General features: G+C 64.2%; 12 protein-coding genes, 1 tRNA gene and 1 pseudogene. 9 read left to right on the top strand and 5 right to left on the bottom strand.

Going from position 1 to position 12,904, the window contains the following annotated elements:
• Positions 1-49 precede the first annotated feature (49 nt).
• From AB688_RS11185 to AB688_RS11175, 3 genes are all read left to right on the top strand, one after another.
• Positions 50-568, top strand: a complete 519-nt coding sequence (locus tag AB688_RS11185) for a hypothetical protein (RefSeq protein ID WP_063544078.1) — start codon at positions 50-52, stop codon at positions 566-568.
• Positions 569-995: 427 nt separating this feature from the next.
• On the top strand, positions 996-1,889 hold the full coding sequence (locus tag AB688_RS11180) for a sensor histidine kinase (RefSeq protein ID WP_063544076.1): 894 nt from the start codon (positions 996-998) through the stop codon (positions 1,887-1,889).
• A complete protein-coding gene (locus tag AB688_RS11175) occupies positions 1,882-2,538 on the top strand; it encodes a response regulator (RefSeq protein WP_063544074.1) in 657 nt (218 codons plus the stop codon). Before AB688_RS11180 ends, AB688_RS11175 begins: the two co-directional genes overlap by 8 nt.
• Here AB688_RS11175 and yegS read toward each other — a convergent pair.
• Positions 2,522-3,409, bottom strand: a complete 888-nt coding sequence (yegS, locus tag AB688_RS11170) for a lipid kinase YegS (protein ID WP_063544072.1) — start codon at positions 3,407-3,409, stop codon at positions 2,522-2,524. The two genes, AB688_RS11175 and yegS, sit on opposite strands and share 17 nt — an antisense overlap.
• Positions 3,410-3,590: 181 nt before the next feature.
• Between yegS and AB688_RS11165 the strand changes: the two genes are divergently transcribed.
• On the top strand, positions 3,591-4,826 hold the full coding sequence (locus tag AB688_RS11165) for a glycosyltransferase family 4 protein (protein ID WP_054892413.1): 1,236 nt from the start codon (positions 3,591-3,593) through the stop codon (positions 4,824-4,826).
• Here AB688_RS11165 and glp read toward each other — a convergent pair.
• Together glp and moaB are read right to left on the bottom strand one after the other, a co-directional pair.
• Positions 4,815-6,002 carry a gephyrin-like molybdotransferase Glp gene (glp, locus tag AB688_RS11160; protein ID WP_196759901.1) on the bottom strand — a complete coding sequence of 396 codons (1,188 nt, stop codon included), beginning with the start codon at positions 6,000-6,002 and terminating at the stop codon, positions 4,815-4,817. The two genes, AB688_RS11165 and glp, sit on opposite strands and share 12 nt — an antisense overlap.
• A 22-nt stretch (positions 6,003-6,024) precedes the next feature.
• A complete protein-coding gene (gene moaB / locus AB688_RS11155) occupies positions 6,025-6,564 on the bottom strand; it encodes a molybdenum cofactor biosynthesis protein B (RefSeq protein ID WP_054892415.1) in 540 nt (179 codons plus the stop codon).
• A 162-nt stretch (positions 6,565-6,726) separates the two neighbouring features.
• Here moaB and AB688_RS11150 point away from each other — a divergent pair, with 162 nt between their 5' ends.
• A complete protein-coding gene (locus AB688_RS11150; protein ID WP_054892416.1) occupies positions 6,727-6,948 on the top strand; it encodes a YgdI/YgdR family lipoprotein in 222 nt (73 codons plus the stop codon).
• An 81-nt stretch (positions 6,949-7,029) separates the two neighbouring features.
• A tRNA-Pro gene (locus AB688_RS11145) sits at positions 7,030-7,106 on the top strand.
• Between the two features lie 56 nt (positions 7,107-7,162).
• Here the strand turns inward: AB688_RS11145 and AB688_RS11140 are convergent.
• Positions 7,163-8,932, bottom strand: coding sequence for an ABC transporter transmembrane domain-containing protein (locus tag AB688_RS11140; protein ID WP_063544068.1), 1,770 nt, complete (start codon positions 8,930-8,932; stop codon positions 7,163-7,165).
• Between the two features lie 242 nt (positions 8,933-9,174).
• Here AB688_RS11140 and AB688_RS27000 point away from each other — a divergent pair, with 242 nt between their 5' ends.
• The 3 genes and pseudogenes from AB688_RS27000 to AB688_RS27495 all read left to right on the top strand — a co-directional run bounded on the left by AB688_RS27000 (position 9,175) and on the right by AB688_RS27495 (position 11,505).
• Entirely contained in the window at positions 9,175-9,348 is a 174-nt protein-coding gene (locus AB688_RS27000) for a PA1571 family protein (RefSeq protein WP_176717846.1), read from the top strand.
• A gap of 216 nt (positions 9,349-9,564) precedes the next feature.
• Positions 9,565-10,602 (top strand): annotated as a pseudogene (locus AB688_RS27500) (cache domain-containing protein); the annotation flags it as partial.
• Between the two features lie 135 nt (positions 10,603-10,737).
• Positions 10,738-11,505, top strand: coding sequence for a methyl-accepting chemotaxis protein (locus AB688_RS27495; RefSeq protein ID WP_414155782.1), 768 nt, complete (start codon positions 10,738-10,740; stop codon positions 11,503-11,505).
• Between the two features lie 55 nt (positions 11,506-11,560).
• On the opposite strand, the gene AB688_RS11130 is transcribed toward AB688_RS27495, so the two are convergent.
• Positions 11,561-12,871, bottom strand: coding sequence for an MFS transporter (locus tag AB688_RS11130; RefSeq protein ID WP_063544064.1), 1,311 nt, complete (start codon positions 12,869-12,871; stop codon positions 11,561-11,563).
• Between the last annotated feature and the right edge of the window lie 33 nt (positions 12,872-12,904).

The following is a 12,904-nucleotide window of genomic DNA, read 5'->3' as shown; positions in this document are numbered from 1 at the left end:
TCTCGGTGTGGCCAACCCCTGCTCCAACCCCGCACGTTGGAGTTTCATGATGGAGCGGGTGCTCTCGAACACAGCGATCCTGCAGGACTTCCTGCTGGATGCGCAGGTCCTGCTGAACGAGTCCCAGGAATGCCTGCAACACCTGGAGCTGATCAGCAATGACGCTGACGCCTGCCATTGCCTGAGCAAAGCCCTCGAGACACTCGCCCGTCGAGCAGACGCCTCGGGCGTGCTCGAGATCGCCCACTACGCCTCGGCCCTGCACCGCCTGCTGGCGCCTGGCTGCACCAGCCGCAACCTGCCGCAGGGCGCGCTGCCGGCACTGGCCGACTGCCTGACACTGCTGGCCTGGCAACTGGAACTGGTCGATGAACGCACCGGACACCTGAACCTGGACAGCAGCGAGCAGCACCTGCTGCTGGTCACCCTGGCGGGTGTGCTGGATCAGCCACTCCCGCAGGCCTGTGCCCTGTGCGACGAAAACGAGCGCCACTGCGTGCACCCCCCGCTGCTCAACATGCACATTGAGCCCAAGCACGCCCACGGCACATCAACTCGCAAAGACTAGGGGTCTGTCTGAAATGTGCAGACACATTCAGACAGATCCCTAGCGATGTGGCCCCACGTAACTCGTCTGACTGGACGGCCCCAAACACATGGCAACTTGGCGAGTTTGTACAAGTTCTGTCTAGTTCCGCAGACTCGCCGCGTTAGTTGAGTTTGGAAGTTACTGCCTTCTCAAACGATAATGGCTTATTGCCACTTCTACAGGCATTGCACCCCACTGCCATGCCTCGGAAACACCTTGGTTTCAGGCAACTAACCAGCCGGGACCAAACCAACTCGAAGTGATACCATGCGCGCAAAAGAACGAACGCCCAACGGCTCTTCAGCGATTACAACAGGGCTCGTTCCTGGTTGAAAGGCAGGACATTCACGATTCTCCAGAAAGATTGGCGACCTGCGCCAGCAATAATTCAGTGGCTTTCCTATCTATGCTCCCACGCTTGAAGATTTCCCTGCGTTGTCGCTCTCGCACCGCCTTGCTGCGTGCGGCAACCGCCGTGCTGTGCGTGGCATCGCTGGTCACCAACCTGGTGCTCTACAGCAGCGGGCAACCTGTATCGGCCGGTGCCCTGGCGCTGCAGTTGGCCGCCCTGCTCGGGGCCGGCTGGCACCTGCGCCGTGGCGCCCGATCGATCAACCTGCTGCCGGCGGAGCTGGCCGACCGCATGCTCAAGGTCCAGGAAAGCGAACGCCAGCACCTGAGCCGCGAGTTGCACGATGACATCGGCCAATTGCTCACCGCCGCCAAGCTTCAGCTCGACTGGTTGCAACGTCGCGTGCCTGCACCGCTGCAGGCGCAGTGCGACACGCTGCGCAAGACCCTCGACGACACCCTGGGCAACGTGCGTGACGTCTCGGCGTTGCTCAACCCACGGCAACTGGCCAGCCTGGGCCTGGAGGCCAGCCTGCGTGCGCACCTGCTGCGTGCCCTCGAGAACAGCGAGGTGCACTGGAGCCTGGAATGCAACCAGCGCTTGGGCGGCATCTCCGAGGAAGTGACCATGGCCGCCTTTCGCATCACCCAGGAAGCGGTCACCAACGTGCTGCGCCATGCCCAGGCCCGCAACTTGCTGATCAGCCTGCAACGCACCCCCGCCGGGTTGCTGCTGACGATCCTCGATGACGGTGTGGGCTTCGTCCCGGCCAGCAAACCGGGCGAAGTCGGGCAACGTGGCATGGCCGGCATGCAGGAGCGGGCCACCGCCCTGCAGGGCAGCCTGAGCGTGACCAGCCGGCCCGGAGCGGGCACCCGAATCGAAGCGCTGTTCCCCTGGCCTGCACGCAGCCAGGAACGTGCCAGGACACCCGCCACCGATGATTAGACTGCTGTTGATCGACGACCATTCGCTGATTCGTGCGGGCGTGCGCGCACTGGTGTCCGATATTCCCGACTACGCCGTGGTCGGTGAAGCCGACGACGGCCAGCACCTGCTGGAGATGGTCCAGCGCCTGGGCCCCGACATCGTCCTGCTGGACATCTCGATGCGCTCGACCAACGGCCTCGACGCTCTGACGCAATTGCGCGCAAACGGTTGCACCTGCAAGGTGCTGATCCTGTCGATGCACACCGACCCCGACCTGATCATGCGTGCCCTCGAAAGCGGCGCCCACGGCTACCTGCTCAAGGACACCACCGCCAACGAGCTGGAGCACGCCCTCGCCGCGTTGCGCAACGGCGAGCGCTACCTAAGCCCGGCCATCGCCCACACGGTGATCAACCAGGCCCTGCTGCGCGCACAGGCCAGCAAGCAGCCGAGCAGCGATCGCCACAACCTCACCGCCCGGCAACTGGAAATCCTGCGCCTGATCGTGCGTGGCAAGTCCACCCGCGAGATCGCCGCAGGCTTGGGGCTGTCGATCAAGACCGTTGAAACCCACCGCTCGCAAATCATGAAACGTCTGCAGATCTACGATGTGGCGGGCCTGGTGCTGTTCGCGGTGCGCGAGAAAATCATCAGCCTGGACGACTGAACAGCGGCGAATCGGCGGGCAGGTGCACGCGCAGGGCGCCCGGCGCCGCCTCGAAACGCAGGCTGCCGGCCTGCAACGGCTCACCGTCCAGGTTGATGTCCAGCCCCTCAGCCTGGCCGATCTCGACCCAGGGCAGGCGCGCACGCACGAACAGCTCCTCGCCCGTCAGCAAGTCACGCAGTGCGCCCACCATCGCCTCGGGTGCAGGCAGAATCGCGACCTCCAGCAAGCCATCATCGACCAGCGCCTCGGGGCACAGCACATGGCCGCCGCCGGCCTGGCGACCGTTGCCGATGGCCAAGGCCAGCAACTGCCCCTGCCAGTGGAAATCAGGCCCGTGCAGGGTCGCCGAAGCAGCCTGCAACTCACTGAAGCGCGACAGCCCGGTGAACAGGTACGCCGCCCCACCCAGTACCTTCTTCAAGTCTTCGGACGTATTGGCTGTCACCTGGCTGCCAAAGCCGCCGGTGGCCATGTTGAGGAACATCTGCTCACCCACCCGCCCCAGGTCGATGGGACGGGCCGGTACATCCAGCAAGGCCAGGGCGGCCGCTGGCTCCAACGGCACACCGGCGGCGCGGGCAAAGTCGTTGGCAGTCCCCAGCGGCAGCAAGGCCAGGCTGGCGTCGGCCTGCATTTGGGCCATGGCCTCGGCGATATCGCGAAGGGTACCGTCGCCACCGCCGGCTACCACTTGCGTGTAACCGCCCGCCAGGGCTTCTTCGACCAAACGCCGGGCATCGCCCGCCTCCCAGGTCAGACGCACATCCAGTACCTGCCCGCGCTCGCGTCGCACGCCCACGGCGCTGCGCACCTCTTCGTTCATGGCCTGCTTGCCATGCAGGATCAACATCGCCTTGTGCCCGTGCATACGAGATTCTCCTTAGAACACGCCAACCTCAATCTCGACCACAGGCAACCGGCAATTGCTGCACGGCAACGCAAAATTCAACCCAGGCCATCACTCGACAAATAATTGGCTACGCTTAAGAGAGCCCCGCCACACAGTCATATTATTGACCCTTGTGCAGCCTCACCTGACAGGAGCGGTCATGCGTATTCTCTGGACATTGCCCTACCTGCCCTGGCCCACCACCAGCGGCAGCAAGACCCGCCAGTACCACTTGCTGCGCGAACTGGCACATCACGGCCACCGCATCACGTTGCTGGTGCAATCGAAGGTGCCTCTGTCCGATCCCGCGCGCCAAGCCCTCGAACCGCTGCTCGAACGCCTGATCGTGTTGCCACGGCGCCCCGTGCAGAGCCCGCTCAACCTGCTCGCCTCGCCCATCATCGACTACCCCATGCGCGCCATCATCAATGGCTTGGCGCCCTGCCTTCGGCACCGCTTCGAGCAGTTGCTTGACGAGCACTGGGATGTCATCCAGATCGAACACAGCTACGCCTTCCAGCCCTTCGAGAAGGCCCTGCAACGGCGCGGCCTGCCCTACCTGCTCAGCGAACACACCCTCGAGTCGGTGATGGGCGCAGCCTGCCATGATCGCCTGCCCTTGTGGTTGCGTCCGCTCAACGCCTTCGATCGCTGGCGCTACCGGCGCTGGGAGCAGCGCGTGCTGCGCCAGCCCAACGAAGTCGTGGCGGTCAGCCCGCACGACGCCGAGCTGATCGGGCAGATCAGCGGGCGGACGGTGAACGTGGTGGTCAATGGCGTCGACTGCGATCACTACCAGCACGTGCAACCGGCCCTGCACAGTCAGCGTCTGCTGTTCGTCGGCAACTTCGAATACGGCGCGAACCTGGAGGCCATCGAGTGGGCACTGGAAGACATCCTGCCCCAGGTCTGGCAGAGCAATCCGGCCGTGCGCCTGGCCATCGCCGGGCACGCCCTGCCCGCACACTGGAAGCTGCACTGGAACGACCCGCGCATCGAATGGCTTGGCTACCGCCCCGACCTTCGCGAAGTGCAACGGCGCTCGGCGCTATTCTTCGCGCCGCTGCGTTATGCCGGCGGGTCGAAGGTGAAGATTCTTGAGGCGATGGCCGCCGGGATGCCGGTGATCACCACCGGCAAGGGCGCTTCGGGCCTGGCAGTGAACAATGGCGAGCACTACTTGGGCGGTGACGACGGCAGCCAACTGGCGCTGCTGCTGACCCAGTTGCTCAACCAGCCCTGGCGCATGAGCCAACTGGGGGAAGCCGGGCGACAGTTCGCCCGGCAGCGCCATGACTGGAGCGTTGCCGCCCAGCAACTGGAGAACGTGCACATGCGCCTGACCCAATTGGCACCGGCGCAGGCCGCGCCGCTCGGCACGATGCTAGCCAAGTAGCTCGCTGAAGGGGATGAACGTCACGCTGTCACCAGGGCTCACCGTCCTGCCCTCACGCACCTCGACCAGCCCCTCGGCCCAGGCTGCGCTGCGCAGTACACCCGAGCTCTGGTTCGAGTAGATGCGTACCTGCCCACCCTCGATCCGCGCCCGCAGGTATTCGCGACGATTGCCCGGCTTGGGCCAGTCGAAACCTGCCGGCACGTCGAAACGCAGCGGCGTGACCTGCTCGACGCCCAGGCGCCGCAGCAAGTAGGGACGTGTCAGCAAGGCGAAGGTAACCAAGGTGGACGCCGGATTCCCCGGCAGGCCGATCACCGGCACGCCACGGAAATGCCCGAAGGTCAGTGGCTTGCCCGGCTTGATCGCCAGCTTCCACAGCGCCAGCTCGCCAGCCTCGCGCAGGGCCATGCCCAGGTAGTCGGCCTCCCCTACCGACACACCGCCGGTAGAAAGAATCAGGTCGACGTCGCCCAGATTGGCCAGGCACTGGCGGGTCAGCGCCAGGTCATCGGCGAGGATGCCGGCATCGATGACCTCGCAGCCCATGCGCTGCAACCAGCTGACCAACAGACGACGGTTGCTGTTGTAGATCTGCCCCGGCCCCAGCGGCAGCCCCGGCTCGACCAGCTCGTCACCGGTCGACAACACCGCGACCCGCACCCGGCGCCGCACACGCAGGTGGCCGTGGCCCAGGGTGGCGGCAAGACCCAGTTCGATCGGGCCCAACAGCGTGCCGGCGTTCATCACCTGCTCGCCAGCGCGGGTTTCCTGGCCTTGGGGGCGCACATTCTGGTGCGGCGCCAAAGCTTCGACAAAGCGCACGCGGCCATCGTCGAGCACCTCGGCGTTTTCCTGCATTTCGACGCAGTCGGCACCTTCAGGCAGCGGCGCACCGGTGAAGATCCGCGCGCAGGTGCCAGGTTGCAGCGGTGCCGGAGCGTGACCGGCAAAGATGCGCTGGCTCACCGGCAGCGGTTCGCCCTGCCAGTCGGCAAGACGCAGGGCGTAGCCGTCCATGGCGCTGTTCGGCCAGGGCGGCAGGTCGACGCTGGCGAACAGGTCCTGCGCCAGTACACGGCCTTCGGCATCGGCCAGCTCGACCTCTTCGGTTTCACTGATCGGCGCCGCCTCGGCCAGCGCCAGCAGGCGCTCCAGCGCTTCTTCCACCGGCATCAACGGCCGGCTCGGCGCAGCCTCAGCCACGGCTGTCACAGGCCTGCGCCTGCTTCAGGTGCGCGACGAAATTGCAGGGACGATGGCGGGCGTCGAGCTGCTCGGCGAGGATGCCGTCCCAGCCCGTGCGCACCGCATTGGTCGAGCCGGGCAGGCAGCACACCAAGGTGCCGTTGGCCAGGCCCGCAAGGGCGCGGGACTGTACGGTGGACGTGCCGATGTCCGGCACCGAGATCTGCCGGAACAGCTCGCCGAAGCCATCGACCTGCTTGTCCAGCAGGCAGGCGACGGCTTCGGGGGTGCTGTCGCGACCAGTGAAGCCGGTGCCGCCGGTGATCAGCACCACCTGTACCTGGTCGTCGGCGATCCAGGTGGCGACCTGGGCGCGGATCTTGTAAAGGTCATCCTTGAGCAGCACTCGTTCTGCAAGGCGGTGGCCTGCGGCGCTGAGGCGATCGACGAACATCTGTCCGGAGGTGTCGTTGTCGAAGGTACGGGTGTCGCTGACCGTCAGCACGGCAATGTTCAACGGCACGAAGGGGGTATCTGCCTTGGCTTTCATGAGGGTCCGTCGCAGGGGGAAAGAATGCGCCAGTTATATCACAGCGCAGCCTTGTTCTTGGTCAATGCCCGCTGATTGCCGCTATGCTCGACTATGCGAGGAACTTTGCAAGGACGCCTCGCGTCATAACGTCATCAAGCACCATCGCACTGGAGAAACACGATGATTCAACGGACAATTCCCGCCTTCATGCTCGCCCTGGGCCTGGCCACCCTCGCCGGTTGCGCTTCGCCAACCGTCATCACGTTGAACGACGGCCGCGAGATTCAGGCCGTGGACAAACCTTCCTATGACGAAGACTCCGGCTTCTACGAATTCGAACAACTCGATGGCAAGCGTACACGCATCAACAAGGATCAGATTCGCACCGTGAAAGAGCTCTGATCTGCACCTCGTTTTGAGCAAACGGCCTTTTAACAACAAGGGCTTGCGTTCAAAAATACGATGCAGTAGGATTTTCGAAATCGGAGTGTAGCGCAGCCAGGTAGCGCGTCTCGTTCGGGACGAGAAGGCCGCAGGTTCGAATCCTGTCTCTCCGACCAGATCCTTCGAAAAAGCCCGCCTAGTGCGGGCTTTTTCGTGCCTGGGTGATCGCCATTCAGGCGCTGCCTGCAGCGAATTGCAGTGCCGCCAACCTGGCATAGAGTGGGTTTTCCTCGACCAGTTGGCGATGACTGCCGACAGCAACCACCCTACCCTGGTCGATCACCGCAATGCGATCGGCATGCTGCACGGTCGCCAGCCTGTGGGCGATCACCAAAGTGGTACGCCCGGCCATCAACTGCGGCAAGGCCTGCTGGATCAGGTGCTCGCTCTGCGCGTCGAGCGCGCTGGTGGCCTCATCGAGCAACAGCACCGGCGCATCCACCAGCAGCGCCCGGGCAATCGCCAGGCGCTGGCGCTGACCACCCGACAGGCCGACACCACCCTCGCCCAGCGGCGTCTGGTAGCCCTGGGGCAATTGCTGGATGAATTCGTGAGCATGGGCACTGCGCGCCGCCGCCTCGACCTGGGCGGCACTCGCCTGCGGCCTTCCGTAGCGGATATTGGCCTCGACCGTGCCACGAAACAGCGCAGGGTTCTGCGCCACCAGGGCGAACTGGCGACGCAGGTCGTCGGGGTCTAGCGCTGCAATCGGCTGTCCATCGAGCAGAATGCTACCGGACTGTGGATCGTGAAAACGCAGCAGCAGGTCGAACAGCGTCGACTTGCCCGCCCCCGATGGCCCCACCAACGCCACGGTCTGCCCAGGTGCTATGACCAGGCTCAGGCCATCGATGGCAGCCACCGACGGGCGTGACGGATAAGCGAAGTGCACATCGCGCAACTCGATCTGCCCGCTGGCCCGAGCGCCGGGCAGTGTCGAGGGCTGCGACGGCGGTACGATCGCGCTGCTTGCCGCGAGCAACTCGGCAATACGCTCGGCGGCCCCGGCAGCCCGCTGCAACTCACCGATCACTTCGCTCAAGGTGCCCACGGCGCTGCCCACGATCAGGCTGTAGAACACGAACGCGGCCAGCTCGCCCCCGGAGATGCGCCCGGCAATCACATCCATGCCGCCGACCCAGAGCATCACGGCCACGGCGCCCAGGACCAGAACGATCACCACGGTGATCAACCACGCCCGCTGGGCAATGCGCCGGCGCGCCACATCGAAAGCCGCCTCGACGGTATCGGTGAACAACTGGCGATCATGGGCCTGGTGGTTGTAGGCCTGCACGGTCTTGATCTGTCCCAACGTCTCGGCGACGTAGCTGCCGACGTCAGCGACCCTGTCCTGACTCTGGCGTGACAGGCTGCGCACCCGGCGGCCGAACAGCAGGATCGGCGACAGCACCAGCGGCAGCGCCAGCACTACGATACTGGTCAACTTGGGATTGGTGACGAACAGCAACACCACCCCGCCCAGCACCATCAGCGCATTACGCAGGAACATCGATAGCGACGAGCCGATCACCGATTGCAGCAGCGTGGTATCAGCCGTCAGCCGCGACTGGATCTCCGAGCTGCGGTTATCCTCGAAGAACCCCGGATGCAGGCTGATCAAGTGATCGAACACCGCACGGCGGATATCGGCGACGCAACGCTCGCCAATCCACGACACCAGGTAGAAGCGGCTGAAGGTTCCGACCGCCAAGGCCAGCACCAGCACCATGAACAGCGCAATCGTCTGGTTGAGCTGGTGCGCAGAACCGGTCATGAAACCCTGATCCACCAGCAGGCGAATACCCTGGCCCATGGACAGGGTGATGGCTGCCGTGACGATCAGCGCCAGCAAGGCCAGCATGGCCTGTCGGCGATAGGGACGCACGAATTGCCAGGCCAGCCCCAAGGCGCGGCGCTGGCGGGAGGAAAGCGGATCGGACATGGCGCGGACCGGTGAGCGGGAAACCTGCAGACTACCATTCATCTGCCCGAGTGGAACGCCTGCAACCGCCGCGGGGTCGCAGTTCGGTAGGGCCAGTGGCTATAGCTTATCGATCTAACCTGTCACTGGAGCTTTACTGCACTTTCTGTTGCACTGTGCCTGTCGTGATACCGAAGGAGCTGTCACAGGTCAGTCACGGCGAGTGGTTACCCTGAGCTTGCAACCTGATGAGGAGACAGGAAATGAGCTTGCAACATAGCAGCGACACCGTGAAAAACGCCCAGCCCCCGAAGCCGCAGGTGTGTGGCTCGATCATCGATGCCCAGGGTCGTGAGGTTCCGATCACCGAGCAGATGATCCAGAAGGCCTGCAAGGAGCTCGAGGAGAGCCGGGTGGAGAAAGTCCGCAAGGCTTGAAAGCCAATGAATCCCTTACAACCCGGCGCTCGCGCCGGGTTTTTCGTTTCCGCGCCCTGGGCAGGCCCGAGAATCCAAAACAATCATTTATTTTTTTGTACACGAAATATGCGCTAAAGATTTCACCGCGACGCGCCGAAACAGGATAAATAGCAGTTAGCCATCACCGCGTGCGAATGGCCCCCTGCTTTTCACTCCCACGAATGGTTCGTCCCGATGAAGATAAAAAATAAGCTGGTGCTTGCGTTCGTATTAGTGGCTTTCATCCCGGTGGCCTTGGTCGGTGTGATTTCCGTGGTGAACATCCGTGCAGAGGCGGTGGATCAGTTCCTCGACGGCAGCACCCGTGAAATTCGTCAGATCGACGGCAACATGCGGCAGTTCTTCGACGGCACGCTGCAGAACGTAGAACAAATGGCGACGGATCCTGTATACACATCAGTGAGTACACTCAAGGATTACACCTCTGCCTACGCTGCCAGCCACCCGCTGCCTGCAGCCACCCAACAGGTCATCGACGCCTTTGCCCGCTACGGCGCCACTCATCCTGCGGCCGCCATCATCTCCATCGGCCTCGAAGACGGCACCTACGCCAAATGGCCGGATGACCCGAAACTGGCCAGCTACGATCCACGCGCACGCCCCTGGTACAAGGCCGCCATGGCCACCCCAGGCAAGACCGTGCGCACCGCCGCCTACTACTACGACAAGGACGACGTCGCCCTGGTCGGCACCGCGCGTACGCTCAACGATGCCAGCGGCAAGCCCAAGGGGGTGTTCGTGGTCAGCGTGTCGCTGAAGAACCTCACCGAGCTGGTCAAGAGCATCAAGCTGGGCAAGAGCGGCTACGTGATGCTGATCGAGAACGGCACCGTACTGGTTGATCCACGTGATGCCAGCCATGGCTTCAAGCAACTGAAGGACCTTGGCGAGCCCTACGCACAACTGGCAGCCACCGAGCAAGGATCCACCGAGGTGGTGATCGATGGTGTGCGCTACATGGCCAATGTCTGGACCTCGCCTGACCTGGGCTGGCGCTTCGTCGGCCTGATCGAGTACAGCGAAGTGATGGGCGCGGCCACCCACATGACCTACCTAACCGCCGTCATCGTGCTGGTGCTGGCACTGGTCTTCGCCCTGGTTGCAGCCGCGTTCTCGCGGGTCATCGTCAAGCCTATCGGCCAGGTCAGCACGGGCTTGCAGCAGATCGCCCAGGGCGAAGGCGATTTGCGCCAGGACCTGGTGATCCAGGGCAAGGACGAAACCGCCGAGCTGGCCGGCTGGTTCAACAAGTTCCTCGCGGCGATCCGCCAACTCATCCAGCACATCGGCGCCGCCTCGGGCAACCTGCACGAGGCATCGCGGGCCAACAGCGAACTGGCCGGCAACATGAACGAAGCCGCAGGGCGCCAGCGTGAAGCCGTGGAACTGGTGTCCACCGCCTTCAACGAGATGGTCGCCACCGCCAACGAGGTCGCGCGGTCCTGCAGCAGCGCAGCCGACGCCGCAGAGAACGGCCATCACCGCGTCGCCGAGGGCAAGCAGCAGATCGAGTTGACCACCGACAACGTCAATCGCCTGGGTAGCCGCCTGAGCGAGTCGTCGCAGGCGATGATCGAGCTCGAGGAAGGCAGCCGCAACATCAACCAGATACTCGGCACCATCCGCGCCATCGCCGAGCAAACCAACCTGCTGGCACTGAACGCAGCGATCGAGGCCGCCCGTGCCGGTGACCAGGGCCGCGGTTTCGCCGTGGTCGCCGATGAAGTGCGGGCGCTGGCCAAGCGTACCGCCGACTCCACCGGCGAGATCGACCAATTGCTCAACACCCTGGGCAACAAGACCCAGGAGGTGTCGCAGAAGATGGAAAGCTGCCTGGACCTGTCGCGGGCCAGCGTGTCGTCGATCGCACGTGCGCGAGACAGCTTCGAGGGTATCCAGCTGTCGGTGAACGAGATCCGCGATCAGAACCTGCAGATCTCGGCGGCTGCCGAAGAGCAGCACAGCGTGGCCGAAGAGATCAACCGGCACATCCAGCAGATCTACGACGAGGCAAGGCTGGTGGAAGGCCTGGCCAGCTCGGCGCAATCGGACTCGGGCAGGCTGTCGCAGCTATCGGAAGAGTTGAACGGCCTGGTCGGGCGCTTCAAGTCCTGACCCTCCTTGTGGGGCGCCGATTCGGCGCCCCGACGCGTGCCGCGCGCCTGCACACTCAACAACCGACCGCACGCTCCTCGGCACACAGGGGCGTGGCCTGGGCGTAGAAGACACTGGTCAAGGCCCCGACCACGCCCATGATCAGGCAGAACCCGACGCACACCCAGGGGCTCCACGGCATCAGCGCAATCAGTGCCAAGGGCGTGGTGCTCGCCCAAAGGGCATAGGCCAGGTTGTAGGTGAAGGAAATCCCCGACACCCGGATCTGCGCCGGGAACAGCCCGACCATCACCGATGGCACCACCCCCACCACGCCACACGACAACCCGGCTAACGCATAGGCCGCCCAGGTCCAGCCCCACTGCCCTACCAGGCTGGCATACAGCACGCCGATCCCCAGCGGCAGCAACAGGCTGTAGATCGTCACCGCGCGCCAGGCGCCGATGCGGTCGACCAGCAGCCCCGCCAGTACGCAACCGATATTGAGAAAGACGATACCCACACTGCTGAGCGCGAAGGTATGCCCGGCATCGATCCCGAAGCGCTGCTGCATGACCGTCGGGGTGATCACCACCAGCACCACCACCGCAGAGGTCAACACGCACGTCAGCAACGCGGCCGGGATCAACGAAGCGCGGTGGTCGGTGAGCACCATGCGCAGCGGAAATGCCACGGGCGGCGCCTGCCGCTCACGCAGGGCAAGAAACACTGGCGTCTCGCTCAGCCAACGGCGCAGCCAGACACCGAACACGCCGAACACCCCACCGAGCAGGAAGGGATAGCGCCAGGCGAAGTCGAGGATTTCCTGTGGGGTGTAGAGCCGCGCCAGCAAGGTGGCTACCAGCGCGCCAAGCAGGTAACCGAAGGTCAGCCCCGCCTGCAGGAAGCCCAGGGCGTAGCCGCAACGCCCAGGCGGTGCGTGCTCGGCCACGAAGGTCCAGGCGCTGGGCACCTCGCCGCCGACCGCAGCACCCTGCAGGATACGCAGGGCCAGCAGCAGCAGAGGAGCGGCGTAGCCGATGTCGGCATAGGTCGGCATGACTCCGATCAGCAGGCACGGCAGGGCCATCATCAGGATGCTCAGGCTGAACACGCGCTTGCGCCCAAGGTGGTCGGCGAAGTGCGCCATGAGGATGCCGCCCAGAGGGCGTGCCAGGTAGCCGGTGACGAAGATCCCGAAACTCTGCAGCAGGCGCAGCCACTCCGGCATCTGTGGCGGGAAGAACAGCTGGCTCAGGGTCAGGGCGAAGAACACGAAGATGATGAAATCGTAGATCTCCAGCGCGCCGCCAAGGGCCGCAAGGCCCAGGGTACGGTGATCGCCGCGGCTGAAACGAGGCGCGCGGGCGGTATCGATGGCAGTCATTTCTGGGTTCCGCAGATCGGCAAAGGGCAAGAG

It is taken from the genome of Pseudomonas putida (genome assembly GCF_001636055.1).
Taxonomy (GTDB): Bacteria; Pseudomonadota; Gammaproteobacteria; order Pseudomonadales; family Pseudomonadaceae; genus Aquipseudomonas; species Aquipseudomonas machongensis.
Note: the sequence above shows the minus strand (reverse complement) of the source record. Positions and strands in the feature narration are given on the sequence as shown.